A 20,527-nucleotide genomic window follows, 5' to 3' on the forward strand; every position below is an offset into this window, starting at 1 on the left:
CAACTCCAAGACGCTCTTAGCAACCGATTCTTTGACTCGCTTGATGAACTAACCTCGGCAATCGACACTGCTCTCGACCAGCTATCTCTTCCAAAAGTGAGTAATTACTTCTAACGACTACGATAGACCTGTAGTGAGTGGGGCCACCCGCGAGGCTCGTGTGCCCGTGATCCAAGACACGAAACTTTCCCACTACCCGTGATGAAGCTCCGACGAGAGGGGCCGCTGACCGGAGATGCTTTTGAAGGTACCAGATACGACAAAGTCGAGATCTACGACATTCCCGCTGGGGATATCGAAGTGGACGAACTAGCAGATGCTGTTGGCGTATCGAGTAGCGATGTAAGAGCCGACGGCGATGATCTTCAGGGTGGTCGCTCGGGTTATACAAATCACCTGCCGAGGGGATACTGCATTCGAGGCTGCGCAACTCGCTAAGAAAGTGGAAGCTTTTCTTGGTGAGGAGAATAGCTGATTTGAGGGAGTCCGCTTACTATTCGTCCGTTCGAACCCCTTCGATCAAGCCCCCAAACTGCCGCAATACATCAATGCCGTTCTCGGCCGACGTCACCAACCGGTATCCCTGCTCACCACGTTCAACAACCCCGAGACTCGGATGAGCTAACAACACGAGTGACTGCTCAATCGCATCCGTATCAGGCACTTCCGTGTCCAACATCCCGACCAACACATAATGGACCTCAGAAGCCGTATGCCACCCACCACCTCGCTCAAGGGCCTCTAACACCGCGACCAACTGCTCGGCAGCCCCTTTCCGCTCCCCGATTAGATCGTCGACCTCGTCCAACCGATCGTCCTGAAATGCCCCAGGCTCGAACAACACGTCTGCAATCGACTCGGGCACCACGCCGTACGTCTCAGCCCGCTCCACCAATGCTGCCAACCGCTCAGCCGTCAGTAACACCAACCCACTGCGGTTGGCATCCTCGATGGCCGCTGGTGTGAACCCAGGCGCCACGACGACCGCATGATCAGCGCCACGCGCCTCTTGATGGCCCTGAATACGAGTCCCGTCGGGCGACTGCAACCGACCGTTGCCACGGGCCTTCACTTCGACCACAGCGCTTGCCGGACTCGTGAGCTGGACGTCGGTATCGTCACCACCTTCGACCCACTGAGCGTCGAAGCCGATCCGTGCAAAGGCGTTCGCGACCAACTGCTCGAACTGGGCAGGCTCGTCACCGTTCGTACTTGCCGTAACTAGCTGCTGGGTGAACGACTTGGCTGCCACTGGGTCGTGATCATCCTCACTCTCGTCGTCATCATCGTCGACAGTATGCACTTTCGAGCCGACGTCGGTCAGCTCGGTGATGGCCGTCTCGACGGAATCATACTCACGTTCTAGCCGGTCAAGTCGCGTGTCGGCGACCCGCGTAAAGCCCTGCGGGTAGAAATCAGGGTTGTACCCAACGAGATCGTTGAAGTCTGCAAGCTCGACGTCGATCTCTTCGAAATCGGTGAAGAAGGTGAGATACTCCCACCTCGTCTCTGAGTCTTGTGGGTCTCCGTCGATATCGAATAGATGCGTAGCCAGAGCGGGATCTTCTCGCGTCGACAGTACACGCGCCTGTCCGACGAATCGGCCGTCGTGATAGAAGAGCGCGATATCTCCGTGTTCGACCTTCTGCCACGTATGGACGACCGAGGTGCCCCAGAGCCGCACCGATTCGTCGTCGTCGGCTCGGGCGGTAAAGTCGTCCGGCAGATACTCGGTTAGCTCGGCAAGGTCGAGCCCTTCTTTGACAGTCCGCAGATAATCCTGATAGACGTCGTCTCTGCTCGCCGTGATAATGACGATGCCAACCACGTGCTAGCCCACCAGCACTATCAGCGGAATAAAACCGCTGATCACCACTGTTGGGAACCCAATCTTGATATCGAGATTGAGTTTCTCACTGAAGAGATCATATCTATCCGGCCTCGTCATTCCGTTTTGTCGGTACAACTCTCCAAGCATCGCTATTTCCACCTTCAAAAGCCAATAGCGATCCACTCCTCCTTAGCAGTGGAGAAGCAATTCATGGAGGCGTTTACTAGTATGGTTCAAACGAACTCGACAACTGATGTTACGTTAGTGTCTCTCTTATTATTTGTATCTCAGTAGATAGGACTAGAATAGAGGATGCAAGACAACACTCGCCATCAGGTACGCAAACTCAAGGCACAAGACAAGAGCCAACTCAAGCAGTCACTTGCAGATGAACTAGACGGAATCTACAACAGGCAGATAACGAATTCGCTCCGGAACGATCTCATGACCGCCTGCTTTGGGCAGATTGAACCGAAACAGGGTCCATTCGAGAAGGTTCAATCCCACGAGAACTACTCGCCCTCGTGGAGTAATAAGAAACAGTTGGCTACGGCGCTCAGAATGAGTCTGTCAGAGCGTGTCGATCGTCCGGAACATGACGGCATCACGAGCTTAAACAAGCAAGTCATCGCCGAACTCATTGTCGCAATTCGCCAGACCGATACCAGTACACAGGATCGGGATCCCAAGTCAGAGCAATCGGGTACCGCACCAGAGCGAACCAACGTTTCTGATTCCCCGTTCGACGACACACTCCCGGCAGCAGACTTCGATAACTACGCTCTGTATACGTGGATCGTCGAGCGTCGCACTACCAGTGCTGGTGAACATGGGGTCTACGTTCTCGACTGTACGCCGCCCATCGGTGAAGATGAGGATTTCCGGGTGAGCTCCCTTCGCCAAGACGTATCCCAGAAGTCGAATACTGGCCAATCACTGACGAAAATAGAGAAGGCCGCCGCGGCATTGAATCGGGGTGAACGACTCTACTACGTAGGATACGCGTCTGATGTCCCGACCAGGATTCGTCAGCACGTTAGCGGTGCCGATTCGGGAGGGGCAAAGTTCACCAATCTATTTTCTCCACAGGCCTTAGTAGACGTGTCGTGGTATCAGACTGAGATGACCGCACGCAGTGAGGAGCGTCGTCGTGCAACGGAACTGACTGTCTCGGGCGAATCCTTTGGATACGCAGAATAAATTTCATACAGGTCGAGGAATCGCCGCAGACATACTCGTGCCAACTTTGAGCCCGACATTCATGATGGTCCGGAACGCAGTCTCCCGGAAGTGACTCGCGTGAGTAACTCTGACCAGACCTACGCCAGCGAACTCGAACGGCTGAGTCAACAGTGGAAAACGATCACCGAGACCCCCGACAAGCCCCGATCAACGATGGACGTCATCGAGTATGGACTGGGCAAGCAACAGCGGGCCGAAGTGTATATCAATCGCCTGCTGTGTTACTTCCTCGACCCGGACAATCCCCACGGAATGGGCGACGACTTTCTCCAAACGTTCCTCAGTGGTCTCCCGGAGACAGCCCACTTTGACGAGGACACCTACGACCTCGGGAGCGTCCGAGTGAACCAACAGGTTCTCGTCGAAAACGGGGAGGACACAGGCTATGCCGATCTGGTTCTCGATATCCCTGAGGAATGGGTCCTCCTCATCGAACTGAAGTTCTCGGCCGAAGAGACAGGCACGAAATTCTATGCTGAGGCACCGACAATCGGAGACGAACAGACCGATCAGTACGCATCGAGCCAATACTACCTTTATCTCTACCAGCACGGTGAACCGGAGGCCAGCAGCCGTGATTTCGATAACTGGACGTGGCAAACATTCGTTGCTGATGTGCTCGACGAACTCATTAGAGAGCACGCCCCTCGCTATCCGCAGCGGACCGCCGTGCAACTACACGATCTTCGAGACGACCTCGCGAACATTACTAACATGAGTGACGAGCAAACATCGGACGAAGAGAAGGTCGAACTGTATCTCGAACACGTCGACGCGATCGAGGACGTCAGTTCGACGTTCGACGACGCCTGGGAATCGTACAGCGAACAATGGGATGAAGAGCTGGCCACGTCACTTGCGGAAGCGACAGCGATCAATGTCCACAGGACAGACAGCGACGAGTATCCCCAGGTCACCGTCCCGCGAGCTAACGCTGAGGACGAAGACTGGATTCTCCGGGCGAACGGCGGTGACTGGCAACACCTCCATCGGCATGGCTGGTACAGACACGAAGACACGCTTGAACCACTGACAACCCGAGCAGATGACCGAAACGACCTCCGCATTGGGTTCTACCATCGGATGGAGAAGCATCGAAGCGACGCAGTTCAGGACCACCAGCTGCAGTTCAATTTCCGGAATATGGGGTCGAACCCCACGGCGTTCAAGACCATCTATGAGGAGCAGTTCAACGCTAGAAAGGCAGACATCGGGCGGCATGTCGCAGACACTGCGGGAACACTAACGGGGAACAAACTCACCATGATCACGGCTACGTACGATATTCCGGTAGCCAGCTACGAGAACTTCTTCGATGCCTATACCGCAGCCCTGCACGAGGCGTTCGTCGACCTCATCGTCGACAATCCGGACTTGATTGGCCTCCTCAGCGATACCTTCGAGGACGCGGTTGAAGAGTACAGTTCGTAACGTAGCACGTACGTTCCTGAAGGAAGACGTCGGCTTGCACTCGTGTGGCTGTGTATTCACTCCGGGACGAACCCACCAGCCACCGATATTTGAAAACTGGCCTGCCTCAGTGACGTTCTATCAGTACCAATATCTAGTACTACGATGGATGTCGACTGTCCCTGCTGTCGACCGATGACATACAGAACGTTGCCTAAACAGTACAGCCCAGCAAAACTATTTCACAGATAACAGTCGAGTCAGAGGCATGAAAGAATCCGCTGTGGAAGATGGCGTTGAAGTAACGCACCCAAAGTACGGCCGTGGTGTCGTCACAGAGTACCGCCCCAACTTTGGAGCCGAGCCTGACGATATCGTCGTGGACTTTCACGCACTCGATGACTGTCGAACGCTTCCAGTATACGCTGTCGAGACAGCCCAGAAAGTAACAACAGCAAACGTTGAGCCGGGCCGATTCGGGTTTACTGCCGTGGTCGACGATGGGATTGGGACACTCATCGTCCAGCCCAATGGGACCGGCGATGGGTACGCTATTGAATTACTGATCGGTGGTGAGTCAATTGATCACGCGACTGTGTCACGAGCGGATAGAACGGCTGTGCAGTAAGCCACTCGCATCCGCTATCGGGACAGCAACCAAAGAGATCAAAGAGTTGGTCGCCTCGAACTCCCAAGCACTCATCACAGCACTAGATGTTGCTTCGGTTTCTGACGACAGTCCTAGTTATCTCCGAGGCCCACTCTGACGATATCATTGACGATCTCTGATATATAAAACCGCCACCAAGGGTGGGTTATATCCACCTTCTAGCAACTGAATGTGTAATCCAGTATCGGAACAATGAACCTGAATACAGAACGCTCAAAATATCTGATTTGATAAATATACAACAATAGTTATCAGCAGGCAACTATGAAACCAGTTCAGATGGCCAAACGAGACATTGGAAAGCAAATCGGAGAACAGGCCTCGAAAATTGCAGTCGAGGTCGGAAAAGAGGTTGGCGAGGAAATGAAGGATGCAGCAAAAGAGGGTGGAAAAGAGGCTGCTCGTGAGACAGTGAAGGAAACAATCGATACTGCCCAGCCACATATAGAAGAAGCTGCGAAGAACGCCGTAAACAAGATATTTGGAAAGTGAATAATGGTTAGAGCTATCCTCAAAAGCGGCGTCAAATTTCTACTAAAAGAAGCTGGAAAAGAGATTGCACTCACTGCCGGTGCTGCTGTCGCTAGTGCTACCTGGGCCAGAGTCAAAGAGCGATTCAGACGGAAAGAGGCAGTTGAGAACAGCGACGATATCGTCTCTCAGTGACTGCTGATTACTCCGACTAGCACTGTCGTCGGTTGTCGCTTCGGCAATGATAACAATTCCGTCAACCACTACTCTTGATTTGCGGGAGTTCGTCCTCGCTTCCGATCTGACTGAGTTCAACAGTGATCTGATCGAGGTGACTAGTGACATCCGTTTAAATCTCCGAGAGCAGGTCGTCGATATCTTGAGCTGTGCCCCTAATATCCATCACTTAGTTTGAACCGTCTGGATGCTCTCCGTATCGAGCGAATCACCGGTGCCGACGTAGGCTAGTACTGTCCACATCTAACCCCCCAGTTGGGCATAATATCGAGAAACAAAACTCTATCTCCGATTGCTAATCAAAACACACCACCAGACGCGAAGTATAGAGCCATCTAATCCCCAGTATAGCTGGTGTTCGCTGAATCAGACCAGCAGCAGTCGGCTTATACTTACCTAGTGGACGTACAGACCAGTTATCATGAATGGGTCACCAGCAGCAAACCTAGAGCGAGAACTAGAGTCAATGGGGATTGAGAAGGCTTGTGTCTATGATCCACTATTCGAAATGTACTGCTGTGGCGGCAGGAAAGCGTATCAGCGAGGCACACCACATCATGATGGAGCAGGCAACGTAGTTCGCGGTGGGAATCAGCTCTGGGACCATCCCCATCTCACGTATCTCACGGACCTCAGTCTCGTAACCCAGAGCGCGACTGGAAGTAAGGAAAATCGTGTGTACAGCTATACACTAACTGATGAAGCAGCAGAGGTCGGGGACCACATCTCTCAGAGTCGACTAACCGAACAAAGAGAGGAGCTTGAGCGAATATTGTCTGACTTCTCGGATAAGTTTCTCTTCGTTGTCGCGATTGGTGGTGCCCGATATGGACGAATCGGCGGGAAGACAAAGAATCTGAGGATTCCAGCGGCGGATTATAGCGAAGCTTGGGATGACTCATGGGTAGCTGCCCTCGCAAGTACGCTGACAAGCACTGAGACGTTCCAAACCACTGAGTTGCTCTCACGAGAGGAGTTGGAGCGGGTGGTTAACCCCAACTCGACCAATGATGACGAACTCGATGTAGCAGCCGATCACGAAGAGGAATTAGCGAAACAATTCTCCGAACTGTTTGCATCGGTACTTCTCAAAGTACCAGCGTTCCATAAGCAGGCAATCACCTTATTTGAGCAGCTAGAAGCGATCGGCTTCGCGTTTACCGATCAGGTGTTCTCAACCTCGGGGAAGTCATCAACTACGTACTGGCGGGCACCAGGCGCGATTACCGCGTATATCGACTGTCCGTCCATAGAGAAAGAGCTCGCTGCATTTGCCTCACTATACCCGTTACTGAAATCCTATGCAGGCAGTGGCGCATCGTCTTACTCAAGAAAAGATCTCCACATTGACCTGCAACGGCTAGCCTATGTAAATAGTAACGTAGGCATCGAGTCGGTTAGCGAGGAGCTTACCTATCTTCACGAACAGGGGATCACTTCGAAGTTAAACGGGGTACCTGAAACTTCCCGACCAGCGTTCCTGATAGAGGACAGAGAGCGGTTCGAGAGATACCTCGAACAGAAGATAGCGTCAACCGCCACCTCACTTGTAACAACATAATCTACTCCTGAGCTATAGATTCCCCCAAATATCGAAACAGACACCCATCAACCTAGCCACCGGCTCCGTTACACGCCCCCTTGCATATGCTGCTGAGTAGTAGGGACAGGATGGTGAAGCCGACCGGCACTGTGCAGGACCTATGACCGACCACGCCATCCGAGACGTAGTCGAGCAGAAACGAGCGAAACTCCTAGATGACTCAAACGGACTCAACGCCGCTGCAGCCGCCCATCCTCACGCTGCCCGTACGATCGGGGTCGGCCTCTTAGCACTTGATGAAGTCGTACCCGCCAGAGACTGGTTCCGAGCCCTCGCACAGACATGGATTGCCACCGCTAACGACAATTGGGAAGCGAAATACAAAACCGGTTCACGAGCAGATGCTGTTGCTGGCCCATGGCGTGAGTATATCAGAGGGCTGTATAGTGCCGTACTCGCCGGGCACAATGTCGAACGCACGGTGTCGACAGTGCTTGAGCGGACGACAGCATCGTTCGTCGAGACACTCGACAAGCGACAGACTGCCCAGCAACTCGACCTTGCTCGTGCATTGAGCAGTACGCTCGTAGACGACACCGCAACTGTCGAGCATGTCCGAACACTCCGACAAAATCTCGAGACAACTGGCACTCCAGCACGCAAGGACCACTACGAGCCCTACATCCGAATTGTGCAACACCTCAACTGGGACAACGACGCGATGGTCGCCTACGGAGTCCACGAACTCGTCATGAGCCACGGTCGGTTCCGGGACGCGGATATTATACGGAACAGTGTCGCATACAAGGCGACAGCGCTGCTCGCTCTCGCCCGCCGTGCTGGGGCGTCAATCGCGTACAGCTACGAGACGATACCTGACGCCGTTAACGGGGACACGTACTATCCCGTTGTAGAGTAGCGCCCCTAGCGTAAGAATTTGAAGCACGGTGCGTCGTTTGAGAAAGCTGATTATATCGACCCAGAATCAGGTCATCGTGAGCCTGAAAGCGGACAGCAGGCCTGTACTCGCTCCTCAAGCGAGCCACGATAATCCTCGGTTTTCAATCAATACGAAGTGTACCTCGGCAGCGGTATACCACCCACCGCCTTGCTCAAGCGCCAGCACCACCGTCACTAACTGCTCGATAGCCCTTTTAAGTTCATTCTCCCAAGAACTGTTCCGCCAATCGGACAGAACAACCGTATTTAAATATCCAAGCGCTTCCCAAAATGTGCCCTATACTTTGCATGTATTCACCACCTAGCTACCCGACGTACCATTTACGATACTACTTAAAATATCTCTATCAACTTTTTATTAAGGTAATATAAATACCACTATATTTATCTGTATTATCTTTGTCTCTCATCATGTAGTGTCCAACGAAAGTCAGTTCTCTCGGAGACGGTTCGTGGCGCTTGGTACACTCGCGGCTCTCGCGGGCTGTTCCGGCGGCGAAGATACATCTAACTCGGATAGCGACGGCAGTACGACAGATACTGCTACAACAACTGGTGACGGCGTGTCAGATACGCCTGCATCGGATGATGACGCTGCATCTGAAGAGGATGCAGGGTCACAAAGCGCGACGGTCAAACTTGGGGAGGTTGTCGAAGGCGACAATCTATCGATGGTCGCCCGAGAAACCTCGACGACGACCCAACTCGGTGAATTCCAAGAAGCCGGAAACGGCAACGAGTTCGTCGTGATTCGCCTCGCTGTGAAAAACACCAGCGATTCCTTCATCGACTTTAGCAGCTTCTGGCAGACTCGCCTCAAAGACAGTGAGAATACCGTATACGACCCGACATTTGGAGCCACCGCTCATCCATTCGATGGAGGCTCACTCGCACCAGGTGAAGTCTCCCGTGGTGATGTCGTATACGAAGTGCCGAAGAACGCCGAAGGGTTGAACATGCAGTTTGACTTCAGTACGTTCGACCTGTTCAGCTTCGAACGCGTCGTGATCAACCTCGGACAGGAAGCCAGTAGCATCTCCAACCTGTCGCAGGATCTTGACGTGGATATTCTGTCCCCAGGTGACTCAGCCTCGAAGAACGGCGTCAAAGCAACCGTTCACGGTGTTCGAACCGAGTCACAGCTTGGAGAAATGGCCCAACCAGATGAAGGGAACGAATATGTCATTCCCGACATCGAGATCACAAACAATACCGACGAGGCCCTCACTGTCTCAACGCTTCTCCAGATGCGTATCAAAACGGGGACTGGTCTCTCCTACACTGCGGACACAATGGGGTCGTCCGCACTCGACCAAAGCTACAAGCAGGGGTCGGATATTGCGCCTGGTGAAGCGCGACGCGGCGAACTCGCATTCCAAGTCGAAGAGGGAGTGGAACCACTCTACTTCATTTTCGACTTCTTAGACCTCGCTGATTCCTATAAAGCGTTCTGGGAACTCCGATAGCGGGAGCTGCTACTATAGTATTTGAGTAGCGAGCTACTCGTTCCTCAGTATAGACGTCAGACGCATCAAATGGGTTGGAAGGGTTGCAGCAAAACGGATCTGACATACCGAATACAATCAGAGTCAGAAAAGCTGCTCCAGAAGGTTCCGTTCGGCCCGCTGGAGATGTTCGTTGACAGTTGAGGAATCAAGCTCCAATTCCATAGCGATCTCCGTTGCCGAAACGTCCTTTGGAACCTCGTAGAACCCCATTGCCCACGCCGTCTCGATGACCTCCCGCTGGCGACTGGTCAGACTGTCGAGGAGCTCGTCAGAGCTATCGTACTCACCGAGTCGTTGCAGGGTCGGCGAGACACCCGCTTGTTCGTAGTCCGCAAGATGCCCCGCAATCGTTTCCTGTGGCCCGACAAGCGACAGTGTCGCACCGTCCTCATCGACATCAGGATTACAGGTCCCGACCAACTCCGCAGCCGTCGCTTCGAGACTGTCTGGCAGGTCCGGCGCGGTAAAGGAAATCACGTACACATGAGCATCATCTCGTTCCGTGACATGGTTGACCTGATCCACGTAGTCGAGCCCAGCAAGTGCCGCCTCGTCACATCGCGTTGCAACTTCAACTTGGACAACAGCCCCATTCCCGCGACAGGCAAGCGCCTCGAACGAGCGGAGCCCTGCCTCGCTAACGATCGCAAAGAGGTCGTCAATCCCCATCGCCGCGAGTTCTCCGTCGGTGATACTCACCTCTGCCTCTCGCATACCTCACAATCGAGTGCACAGCGACTACAGCGTTGTGCCCAGTATACTGGGCAGTCAGAAAAGAATCCCCACAGCCGTCACTCAGGACTGGCTTCGATCGCAGTGATCATCCCGAGGACCGCGGACGATGACTCGCGAATCTGGAGCGGCGACGCACCGACGACAGCGAGTGGCTCCTGATTCCATCGGCAGTTGTGTTTCTCGAAGTGAGCGTCGGCCCGCCAGTCCTGGAACCGAGCAATGGGGCCGACGCTACTCCGGCCGTGCTCCAACAGAAGAATCCGACCCTCGGGTACACAGACACGCCCCATCTCCGAGAGTGCCGCAACTGGATCTGGGAACGTACACGTCGACAACGAGGAGATCACAGTATCAAAGCTATCGTCCGGAAAGTCGAGATCCTGTGCATCCATCTCGTACAATGTTGTCTCTCGCTGAGTGTTATCGAGTCGCTGCCGCGCCGCTGTCAGCACAGCGTCGCTGATATCGATGCCGACGTACTCGGTGTCGTGGTCGAGGTACTGAGCGTTGGTCCCGACACCACAGGCCACATCAAGAACGCGGCCGGTGGCGTCGCCAAACAGCGCCCGGCGATACCGGCCACTAAGTATCCGATTCAGCCAGTCCATCCGGGCCATCATTGAAGCCTGCTCTCGATAGGTTGCCTTCACATCGGCGATCGTGTGGGACCGATGACCGGCGAGCACGGACCCCCGCTCGGTCTCTATGGTCGTCGACGTCTCGTCATTGCTGTCGTCTGGCTCAGCCATCGTTCTCCTCCCTGGTCAGTGCTCGAGCGAACGCTGTTGCCCCCGAGAGTGGCATCGCCACGGTCGCGGCAGGAACGTCGCCGGCCCACGCTTCGTAGGCCTCACGATCAGGAAAGGCCTTGACGTAGGGACAGATAGCAGCGTACCCGTCCTGCAGCGTCGGGGTACCGCCGGACCGTTCACCAGCATCCGACGCAATACCAAGCGAGAAGACAGCCGTGTCGGGGGTGACCGAGAGTTCCTCGCTCTCCACGACGTGGGCTTCGATAGCCACGCCATCGGGGCTGACGGTGTGGAGGGCAACTGGTTCGGCTTCTAGCGCAGCGAGGATGACTGCATCGTAGAAACACTGGAAGGAGTACCGTTCGCCGTCCACGACACCCCAGTGGACAGTGTCCTCGTCGGTGTGACAGAGCTGCTCGACGTCGATAGCCCCACCACCGACTTGCTGCCGGATCTGTTCAGCCCAGTCTGCGAGTGTCTCGACCGACTCGACACCGACAAAGCGGCCAAGCGCCGTTTGCAGCTCCGCGGGCAGTTGCTGGTCTAGCGTCGCCTCGCCTAACCAGTAATCGGCACCACGGTCGGCTGCAGTGTCCTGTGCGGTGCTATCACAGCATCCGTCGGTGGCGTCATCCGTCGTGGTATCGCTATTTGGGTGACACATCACAGCTAGACACACAGGACGCTATACCCTCGGTCTTGCTCCCAATAATGCGGGCGGGTTTATAGAGATTCAAGGAGAAAACCCACGACTTCAGTCGTGGGATGAATCCGACCTATTAAGTCACAAACCACCGTATTGAGTGGTGTGAGTGGAGAACTGGCAGTTAACTCGGTGTTTGCCACGGTTCGTAGCCGAAATCAAAACGTAAGCCGACCACTCCGACAGTCGTTAAACAATCAGACATCTCCAAGTCCTTCGCGGGATAGGAGTAACGGGGACGTGGCTTTCCCATTGGCTGACTGTCCAACAAACCGTAAATTCCCAACCATCCGAATTGACGGGAGTAACATAAGAACCTCGGGAAGCCCACGACTGTAGTCGTGGGAGGAAGTCACACTAATTCGACAAGCCACTACTGAACAAGCCGCCCCTCTCGCATGTTGTTGGCGCACTAATCGAACCCCCCTCATTTCCATCGTTTCCGCATCTCCACCCGAGGCTTCCGTCGTCCGGTTGCCCAGAATAGTGCAGCGTCATTACTCTGGGTTCCTGCCTACGAACCTTCACTCTCCGTTTCGAGTATGGAGTTCAAATTCTCGCCCTCTTCTCGCATGTGTGTTCGGACGGCGTCGAATTCGCTCTTATTGAGTCGCGCACCGATCGGTCCAGTTCGTACTTTGATGCGCTGGGTGAGCTCACAGCCCTCTGGGCTGGCATCAATCGTGAAGCTGATGTGGGGCATGAGCAGACCAACCAGGAGTGATGTCGGCTTGAATTCCAGATAGTGATCGGGAGTGACCGCGACGAATCTCACTGTCTTTTTCTGTACCTTGCCTGCAATTCGTTCTTCGAAATAGGCCTCTGCACCTTGCTGTAGCCCATTTTTCTTTGTCCAGCGGAACGTGATGTGATCGGGATGCCATCGTTCGTAGTTTGCTTCCATCTCCTCGAAAAACCGATACACTTCTTCTGGAGGCGCACCCACATCTGTTGTCTCTTTTAATATCATCGTAGACAGATGATGGCTACCTCATGGTAAATAGCTGCGCGTACACCCCGGGAGACACTACAAGCGCTCTTGTAAGTCGTGTCGAAGTAGCAAGGCAGGCACCCGATCTGCAGGTCGCTGGGGGGTCAGCATGAGAAGTTGCCATCGACTGACAGCGCCATCATCTGCAACTGATTTTAGCGGGTTCGTCGTCGCCGACTTCAGACTCATTCTTGCGAGGTAGAGACATATCTTGTATCTGTATACTGTATACATATCACAGCAAATGACGTCCAGAGTTGAAGCAGCATCTCTCTGTGATACTGACTCGTCGGTCCCTCATTGTGAGACGCCAGTTGTTGGGCACCGATGTCATGTACAGCCTCCTCTAACAGAGGCAGTCGACAGGCAATTCGCAGATGCCACTCAAAATGGTTGCTTGTATCAACGAACGTGTCGGCGCTTCGAGCTCAGACCATGAGAACACGCATTAGGAGCACTCCGAGCGCGAATGGAGAAATCCCACTACAGCCGGTCAGGCGCTGAAGAGCCGATCAGGCTTCACTCGCGACAGGCGCAGCGCGTTGCCAGTCACGCCGAGGCTCATTCCCATGTCGCCGATGACGACCGCAACAGCGACGCTGACCAGGCCGATCGGCACACCGATGGCCAGCAGCGCCTTCACACCGAGACTCACGACGATGTTCTGCCGGATGACGCCGTTGGCCGTGTGCGACAGCGCATAGAGGTACGGGAGCTTCCCGATATCATCGCCCATCAGGGCGATATCAGCAGTTTCGAGCGCGGTATCTGTCCCCGCTGCCCCCATCGCAATGCCGACCTCAGCGGTCGCCAGCGCGGGCGCATCGTTGATGCCATCGCCGACCATCGCTACCCCGCCATACTCCGTCTGTAGTGCGTTGATGGCCGTAACCTTCTCTTCGGGGAGGAGTTCGGCACGGTACTCGTCCACACCGACCGTCTCGGCGATCGCCCGTGCGGTGCCCTCGTTATCCCCAGTCAACAGTACCACATGCTCGACGCCCAGTTCGTGGAGTCGCTCGACGGCCCGCTTCGAGGCCGGGCGCACCTCATCGGCGATAGCGACGACGCCGAGGAGGGCCGTTTCCGTGCCGACGACGACGACCGTCTTGCCCTCGCGCTCCAGTGCCGTGAGCGTGTCTGCGGACAACGACGAGGGAACCGTCGTCGCCTCGACTGGCGTTCCCCCGTCGGTCGCACCATGAGCGTGCGTGAGGTCGAAGCCCAGCTCCTCGAAGAGGGCGGGCTTGCCCGCGTAGTAGGTTTCACCGGCGATCTCGGCGCGGATCCCTTTCCCCGTCAGACTCTCAAACCGCTCGGGCTCCGGGAGGTCGTCCACGCCGTTGTCGGTTGCGTGGGCGAGAATCGCGTCGGCAATCGGATGTTCACTCCGCTGCTCCAGTCCGGCTGCGTATCGAAGCAGCTCTGTCTCGGTATTGTCGTCAACCGGCACGACGTCAGTGACGGCGAGTTCGCCTTTGGTGAGCGTCCCAGTCTTATCGAGGGCGACGACATCAACCTCACCCATCGCTTCGAGGTAGTTGCCGCCCTTGATCAGCACGCCATTCTTCGCGGCGCTGGTAATCCCCGAGACGACGGAGACCGGCGTCGAGATGACGAACGCACACGGACAGGCGATCACCAACAGCGTGAGCCCGCGGATGAACCACGTCTGCCACCCACTACCGAAGACAAATGTCTGCCCCGCGAGTCCGACCGTGATCGCCTCGTCGATGAGGAGCGGCGGAACGGCCGCAGTCAGGATCGCCAACACGACGACAGTGGGCGTATAGTAGCCGGAGAATCGGTCGACGAACTGCTCGGTATCAGTTTTCTTCGCCTGCGCACCCTGCACCATCTCGATGATCTGCGACAGCGTCGACTCCGATGCTAGCGACGTGACTTCGACTTCGAGGTATCCCTCCTCGTTGATCGCGCCGGCATACACCTCGTCGCCCTCGCGCTTATCGACGGGAACGCTCTCGCCGGTGATCGGCGACTCGTCGACCGCGCTCGTACCGTCAACGACCGTGCCATCGAGTGGGATCTTGTCGCCGGGTCGGACGACCACTATCTCGCCGACCTGCACGTCGTCGGCTGGGATGGTCACCGCCTCGCCATCGCGCTTGACAGTGGCCTCGTCGGGTGACAGTTCCATCAGCTCGCGCAGCGAGTCGCGGGCCCTGTCCATCGCGTAGTCTTCGAGTAGTTCCGCGATGCTAAAGAGGACAGCCAGCGTCGCTGCTTCGACGAAGTAGCCGATGCCGGTCGCAGCGATAATGGCCGTCCCCATCAACAGGTCGATGTCGAGGCTTCGATTTTTCGCCGAGTAGTACCCTCCGCGGATGACCGGGGAGCCACTGGCGACGACGGCACCGAGAAACAGCATATCCGCGATGGTCAGCGGATGATCGAGGAGGCTCGCGATTGCGAAATTCTGCCCCGTGAGGCCGAATTCGAAGAGCAGGCCGAGCGTGACGAACACAGCCCCAACCCACGTCTTCTTCGCCCGAGGACTCGTCCAGACATCCGACGGCGGCGCGATGTCGACGCCAGCGGCCGGCTCGTCCGTCTCGTCGTCTGAGCCCCCCACAACTTCGTAGCCGGCGGCCTCGATTGCCGCGACCACATCGGTCTCGCTGGTGCGGTCGGGGTCGTATCTGATGGTGGCCGTGCCGGTGGTCGGCTGGAGTGTGGTCTCGATAATACCGTCGACGCGCTGGAGACCCTTGTCGACCTTCTGGGCGCATGACGGACAGTCCATCTCGGGGACGGCGAGACGGGCAGTTACCGACTGTCGCTGGCCATCTCCACTTGTCTGATCCGCTGTATCCGTGTTCGCTGTCATTACCCGAAAAGAGGGGACTCAGTTCGATAAGCCTTCGTTGGAATATTCCAACTGTATGCCGTCAGATCGACGCTGGCGGTTCCGCCGTCACTCGCCCGCCTGTGACATGCTGTTTTGCCAGCTGCTCCTCGGCTCGACGGAGCCGGTAAGTGAGCGTCGACCGTGGCACATCGAGATGCTCGGCCAACTCACTGACATCGACCTCGCGTGGCGACTCGTAGTAGCCATGTTCGACTGCTGCCTGGAGTGCAGCCTCCTGTTCGGGCGATAAGTTACTCGATGCCTCGTCATGTCGTCCGGCCGCTGCCATCGTCTCCGCGGTGCGGAGCATCTCCATCTGGGCACACTCGCCAACAGCCGCCCCAAGGTCGTCGAAGAACGCAGCTACGTCGCCCTCGCCGGAGTGGATGAGTCGCCATGTGTAGTGGCGGCCCTCGTGCTGTGTCTCGAACAATACACCGTCGCCGAGATGGTCGAGCGCAATGTGGGGGACGGATGTGCAGGTAGGAGTGCGTTCCCAGGTAGAGTAGAGGACGAGCGTGTCGTCCGTCCGGTCGAGGACACGGGTCGTCTGTGTAGCGCCACAATCCGCGGTGACAAGACAGTCAGCGTAGTAGTCGCTAGTGAGGAAGGCATCCTCGATAGCATCGAGTGCATCCGGCGTTCCGGTGGCGTGATCAACACGCCAGAGCTGCTCAGCGGTGGCGTGCAGTGAGAGCGAACGGACTCGGGCGTCGGGGTGGTCGGCGAGAGCGTCCGCTACCCTGTTGCACCCAGGTTCGTATTCGAGGGCGAAGACGAGTTCACGCATATCTACATGTAGGGGTCCGCTGACCATAACACGTGGGCTCGGTGCTGCCCCGCATCGAGAAGAGCTTGGTCTACGAGACGACCGGCCCTACTGAGAGAACAGAGAAAACGGTAGCAGCGACCACAGTTCGAACGAGCACCTACTCGCTGGATGGCGGTGGGAATGGTAAGTAGGATTGCCACCGCGTAATCTGGCCGTTGTCGCCCTCGATAATGAACACTTGTGGAAAATCGACGGTAGTGCCGTCGTGCATCCGATGGTGTGTGTCGACCTCCACAGCAAACGTCTCGTCGTCGTCGGCCCAGATCTTCCGAACGGCGAGCCCAGGTTCCTCGACGATGTGGTCCAGTGCCCAGTCGAGCGCGTTTCGGATCTCATCAGGCCCACTGTACTTGGCGTCAGGGTACTGCGGATCGATGAACACACCCTCGTCGGCCCAGAACGCCGCAGCGGTTGCCGTCTCTCCGTCTTCGAACGCCCGCAATACGGCTTCGATCTGCGCTGGTGTCAGGCGGTCTGCTTTAGCAATCATTGTGCCCCCCGCCCAGAACCGATGAACGAGCTGTGACTACTCATGTGAATGGCCCCCGGGAATCCGGTCGATATCGTCAACAACTTCGTCGAACGAAACTGTGCCATCGTCGGCCTGAATCGCAGCCGGGTCGAGTGCGTCCGTGGCAAGCACTTCCTGTGGCGTCAGCCACACCCACTCACAGTCTTCGTTGCCAGCACTAAACCGCTCGAGCTCGTGTTCGAGGAACTGCTTGCTAAAGGGCGCCAATAGTGGCGGTGGCCCCTCGCTCCCCTTGAACGTATCCTCATAGACGGGCACATCGTCGTCTGGAAGCTCGCCGACGACAATGCGCATCGCCATCCCAAGGATATGATGGGGCGCACAGAAGAGGTCGTATAGGCCCTCTTTCTCGAACCGATACAGCCACGCTCCACCGACGCTGACGACCGGCGAGGAAAACGGCGGGACGTCCGCAGGAACTCGGCGTTGGTACCCATGCGCCGGATGGTAGGCTGTGATCGTGTGGTCCGGCGTGGTAACACTGAACTGAACGATGTCGCCGGGCTCTACAGCAAGCCCCGGCGGCTCGAAATGGAACAGCAAGCCATGTTCTTGGGGAACCGGATCACCGACGTGGAGTTCGACAGTGTGGTCCGGCGCGAGTCGCTCCGGCACAGCGTCGGCATCCGGCGTCGCATAGCCGTAGTGGGAATCGATCCGCGGCGGATGTGGCTCGTCGTGGTCGGCTGCACCGACGCCACTCCCAACGGTAATCGCGGCACCGAGCCCGAGCGCGTGCAACACTGCGCGGCGTCCGACATCAGGCATCGCTTGGGACCGATCGGCGGCCCTCTCCGTCGCACTACGGGTAGTCGTCGAGTCGGTTCGTCGGTCGGCGTCGTCTGTGTGACTCTCGTGGGACATTGGAATTCCATGCGTGTGCTATTTTCTGGCGACAACCATCGTCTCGGGGCCGGGCAGCGGTGTTGCTTCCCCGCCCTCGAAGCCGGCCTGATGGAGCCATTCGATACACTCTCCAGCAGTGTAATCCGATCCCGCGGGTGTCTCGATGAGCATGTTCAGGCTCATGAGCAAGGGCAACGTCGCCTCGCGACGTTCCTCGTCGATCATCGTCCCGTAGACGACGACAGCGCCGCCGGGTGCCACCGCCTCAAATACCTTCGAGAGAATCGCTCGCGTCTCGTCGTGCGACCAATCGTGGAGAATGTGGCCGAGGATATAGACGTCCGCAGCGGGCAGCGTCTCGTCGGCGAAGAAGTCAACGGTGCGGAACTCGATACGGTCGGCAGCGGGACTCTCCGCCACGTAGTCCTGGAAGTACCGTTCGATTCGTGGGAGGTCCGCACCGATCGCATGGACGTGGTCGTTCACTTCGGCGATACGCGTTGGCACCACGCCCTCACTCGTCCCGAGATCGACAACCGAGTCGTGGTCCGCCCAGGGAAACTCGTGAGCGATGACGTCGGCAGCTGCCATACTGAAGCTGGTCATCGCACCGACAAACTGTTCGAGGATCTCGTCGTCGGTGTAGATGACTCCCTCGAAGGGATGAGTCTGCGCGTCGTCGAGTTCGTTCTGTGGCCGGCCAGTCTGCAACGCGGTCTCGAGGTCCCCCCAGAACGGGTACAGTCGGTCGTTGACCATCTCGAACCAGCCGACAAAGGACGTCGGTTTCCCCTCAACGAGGAACGCCGCTGCTTCTGGGGTGTTGCGATACTCGTAGTGGTCGCGGTCCAGCAGATCCAGCGCGACAAGTGCATCGAGGAAATCCTGAGAACTCCGTGGATGCAGGCCGATTGTCCGCTCTAACTCCTCGACTGTTTGGGGGCCGTTACGGTCGAGTTCTGTGAAGACACCGAGTGTAGTGGCGCTCAGTAAGGCCTTCGCTGCCCAGAACCCCTGGCCGAGCTCGAGGATCCGCTCGGGTGTCGGACCGTGGTCTGGCATGTCTTGTCCGCCTCCGTGGTCCGTCTGACCACACTGACAATATCGTGCCCGCTCGGAAATATAATTTTTGTGATAAGTGTACAAGTCGGTGATAGCCATCTAACCAAGTAACATCTTGAAACTACACGCCGACTGACTCGACACCTTACTTTTTTACCAGCATAGCAGGCTTCTCCGCAGCGGTGTACTCAAATATCCACTCCTCAAATTCCACAAAGACGTCGTTGAGCGCTTCTCCTGTTCGGTCAGATCGTAGTAGGTGGCGATGGGGCGGTCTTCCAGCCGACGACTGACGAGTTCCTGCTTCGCTAAGTCACTGAGTATTCGTGAGAGCGTGGCCGAATCGGCAGTCGTTGTTTCCTGAAGTTCGCTAAATCGCTACTCGCCAGACAGATGCAGGCTCCGGAGCGTCGCAAGTCGCCTACGGACCTCGTCTCTCAGTTTCGAGTATGGATTTCAAATTCTCGCCCTCTTCTCGCATGTGTCTTCGGACGGCGTCGAATTCGCTCTTGTTGAGTCGCGCACCGATCGGTCCAGTTCGTACTTTGATGCGCTGGGTGAGCTCACAGCCCGCCGGGCTAGCATCGATCGTGAAGCTGATGTGGGGCATGAGCAGCCCAACCAGGAGTGCTGTCGGCTTGAACTCCAAATAGTGATCGGGAGTGACCGCGACGAACCGCACCGTCTTTTTCTGTACCTTGCCTGCAATTCGCTCTTCGAAATAGGCCTCTGCACCCTGCTGTAACCCATCTTTCTCTGTCCAGCGGAACGTGATGTGATCAGGATGCCACCGTTCGTAGTTGTCTGCCATCTCCTCGAAAAACCGGTACACTTCTTTTGGAGGCGCACCCACATCTGTTGTCTCTGTTAATATCATCGTAGACAGATGATGGCTATCTCATGGTAAATAGCTGCGCGTAGCACTCCGGTAGGCGATGGAAGTGCTCTTACAGGCCATATCGAATTGAGAAGTTGCCAGCGGCTGACAGTGTCATTACGCTTCAGATACCTTCGGGAGAATCGCTCGCGTCGAAGTCACCCAGGCAGCGTCCAGTACGTGCTCTAGTCAGGAAATTATTCCCCGAAGTAAGAACTATATCCTTCACCCTGCAATCCCGAGTATGTCCGAGACAGACGCCGATGGTCCGCCCCCCTTCGAGGATGCGTTCAGTAGCGACGACGTCGAACAACGCATCTACGGCACCATCCTGCAGACCCGAGAGCCGACGACGGCGAGCGCGATCGCCGACAGCGCCGACTGTGACCCCAAGACCGCCCGGAAGTACCTTGGCTGGTTCGACGAGTTGGGAATCGTCACTCGATACGATGGCCA

At 56.3% G+C, this 20,527-nt stretch carries 20 protein-coding genes and 1 pseudogene; 9 read left to right on the top strand and 12 right to left on the bottom strand.

What is annotated here, in order from left to right; translation table 11 throughout:
- Nucleotides 1-493: 493 nt before the first annotated feature.
- Together EGH23_RS27155 and EGH23_RS25135 are read right to left on the bottom strand one after the other, a co-directional pair.
- Nucleotides 494-1,828, bottom strand: a complete 1,335-nt coding sequence (locus tag EGH23_RS27155; protein WP_220582727.1) for a restriction endonuclease — start codon at nucleotides 1,826-1,828, stop codon at nucleotides 494-496.
- Nucleotides 1,829-1,831: 3 nt separating this feature from the next.
- Entirely contained in the window at nucleotides 1,832-2,014 is a 183-nt protein-coding gene (locus tag EGH23_RS25135) for a hypothetical protein (protein WP_220582728.1), read from the bottom strand.
- Between the two features lie 129 nt (nucleotides 2,015-2,143).
- Here EGH23_RS25135 and EGH23_RS25140 point away from each other — a divergent pair, with 129 nt between their 5' ends.
- The 8 genes from EGH23_RS25140 (at nucleotide 2,144) to EGH23_RS27160 (ending at nucleotide 9,830) form a co-directional block, all read left to right on the top strand.
- Nucleotides 2,144-3,031 (top strand): GIY-YIG nuclease family protein, encoded by an 888-nt coding sequence (locus EGH23_RS25140; protein ID WP_220582729.1) that lies wholly within the window; start codon nucleotides 2,144-2,146, stop codon nucleotides 3,029-3,031.
- 195 nt (nucleotides 3,032-3,226) lie between these two features.
- Complete coding sequence (locus EGH23_RS25145; RefSeq protein WP_220582746.1) at nucleotides 3,227-4,504, top strand: PD-(D/E)XK nuclease family protein; 1,278 nt, start codon at nucleotides 3,227-3,229, stop codon at nucleotides 4,502-4,504.
- Nucleotides 4,505-4,751: 247 nt separating this feature from the next.
- Nucleotides 4,752-5,111 carry a hypothetical protein gene (locus EGH23_RS25150; RefSeq protein WP_220582730.1) on the top strand — a complete coding sequence of 120 codons (360 nt, stop codon included), beginning with the start codon at nucleotides 4,752-4,754 and terminating at the stop codon, nucleotides 5,109-5,111.
- A 321-nt stretch (nucleotides 5,112-5,432) separates the two neighbouring features.
- Nucleotides 5,433-5,645 (top strand): hypothetical protein, encoded by a 213-nt coding sequence (locus tag EGH23_RS25155; RefSeq protein ID WP_220582731.1) that lies wholly within the window; start codon nucleotides 5,433-5,435, stop codon nucleotides 5,643-5,645.
- Nucleotides 5,646-5,648: 3 nt separating this feature from the next.
- A complete protein-coding gene (locus EGH23_RS25160; protein WP_220582732.1) occupies nucleotides 5,649-5,819 on the top strand; it encodes a hypothetical protein in 171 nt (56 codons plus the stop codon).
- A 463-nt stretch (nucleotides 5,820-6,282) separates the two neighbouring features.
- Nucleotides 6,283-7,422, top strand: coding sequence for a hypothetical protein (locus EGH23_RS25165; protein ID WP_220582733.1), 1,140 nt, complete (start codon nucleotides 6,283-6,285; stop codon nucleotides 7,420-7,422).
- Between the two features lie 142 nt (nucleotides 7,423-7,564).
- Nucleotides 7,565-8,323, top strand: a complete 759-nt coding sequence (locus EGH23_RS25170) for a hypothetical protein (RefSeq protein WP_220582734.1) — start codon at nucleotides 7,565-7,567, stop codon at nucleotides 8,321-8,323.
- A 457-nt stretch (nucleotides 8,324-8,780) separates the two neighbouring features.
- Nucleotides 8,781-9,830, top strand: a complete 1,050-nt coding sequence (locus EGH23_RS27160; RefSeq protein WP_220582735.1) for a DUF4352 domain-containing protein — start codon at nucleotides 8,781-8,783, stop codon at nucleotides 9,828-9,830.
- A gap of 123 nt (nucleotides 9,831-9,953) precedes the next feature.
- Here the strand turns inward: EGH23_RS27160 and EGH23_RS25180 are convergent, their stop codons facing one another.
- The 10 genes from EGH23_RS25180 to EGH23_RS25225 form a co-directional block, all read right to left on the bottom strand.
- Nucleotides 9,954-10,586, bottom strand: coding sequence for a helix-turn-helix domain-containing protein (locus EGH23_RS25180; RefSeq protein ID WP_220582736.1), 633 nt, complete (start codon nucleotides 10,584-10,586; stop codon nucleotides 9,954-9,956).
- Nucleotides 10,587-10,663: 77 nt separating this feature from the next.
- Entirely contained in the window at nucleotides 10,664-11,356 is a 693-nt protein-coding gene (locus EGH23_RS25185) for a class I SAM-dependent methyltransferase (RefSeq protein WP_220582737.1), read from the bottom strand.
- Nucleotides 11,349-12,023, bottom strand: coding sequence for an organomercurial lyase (merB, locus tag EGH23_RS25190; protein ID WP_220582738.1), 675 nt, complete (start codon nucleotides 12,021-12,023; stop codon nucleotides 11,349-11,351). Before merB ends, EGH23_RS25185 begins: the two co-directional genes overlap by 8 nt.
- A 553-nt stretch (nucleotides 12,024-12,576) precedes the next feature.
- Entirely contained in the window at nucleotides 12,577-13,032 is a 456-nt protein-coding gene (locus EGH23_RS25195) for an SRPBCC family protein (RefSeq protein ID WP_220582739.1), read from the bottom strand.
- 514 nt (nucleotides 13,033-13,546) lie between these two features.
- Nucleotides 13,547-15,901 carry a heavy metal translocating P-type ATPase gene (locus EGH23_RS25200; protein ID WP_220582740.1) on the bottom strand — a complete coding sequence of 785 codons (2,355 nt, stop codon included), beginning with the start codon at nucleotides 15,899-15,901 and terminating at the stop codon, nucleotides 13,547-13,549.
- Between the two features lie 61 nt (nucleotides 15,902-15,962).
- Nucleotides 15,963-16,712 carry a helix-turn-helix domain-containing protein gene (locus EGH23_RS25205; RefSeq protein WP_220582741.1) on the bottom strand — a complete coding sequence of 250 codons (750 nt, stop codon included), beginning with the start codon at nucleotides 16,710-16,712 and terminating at the stop codon, nucleotides 15,963-15,965.
- A 139-nt stretch (nucleotides 16,713-16,851) separates the two neighbouring features.
- Nucleotides 16,852-17,244: a nuclear transport factor 2 family protein gene (locus EGH23_RS25210; protein WP_220582742.1), complete on the bottom strand. Its 393-nt coding sequence runs from the start codon at nucleotides 17,242-17,244 to the stop codon at nucleotides 16,852-16,854.
- 36 nt (nucleotides 17,245-17,280) lie between these two features.
- Nucleotides 17,281-18,150, bottom strand: coding sequence for a cupredoxin domain-containing protein (locus EGH23_RS25215; RefSeq protein WP_220582743.1), 870 nt, complete (start codon nucleotides 18,148-18,150; stop codon nucleotides 17,281-17,283).
- Between the two features lie 18 nt (nucleotides 18,151-18,168).
- Nucleotides 18,169-19,194 carry a methyltransferase gene (locus EGH23_RS25220; protein WP_220582744.1) on the bottom strand — a complete coding sequence of 342 codons (1,026 nt, stop codon included), beginning with the start codon at nucleotides 19,192-19,194 and terminating at the stop codon, nucleotides 18,169-18,171.
- Between the two features lie 421 nt (nucleotides 19,195-19,615).
- Nucleotides 19,616-20,071 carry an SRPBCC family protein gene (locus tag EGH23_RS25225; RefSeq protein ID WP_220582745.1) on the bottom strand — a complete coding sequence of 152 codons (456 nt, stop codon included), beginning with the start codon at nucleotides 20,069-20,071 and terminating at the stop codon, nucleotides 19,616-19,618.
- A gap of 244 nt (nucleotides 20,072-20,315) precedes the next feature.
- Here EGH23_RS25225 and EGH23_RS25230 point away from each other — a divergent pair.
- Nucleotides 20,316-20,527 (top strand): annotated as a pseudogene (locus EGH23_RS25230) (DUF7342 family protein); the annotation flags it as partial.

It is taken from the genome of Haloarcula nitratireducens, from assembly GCF_019599505.1.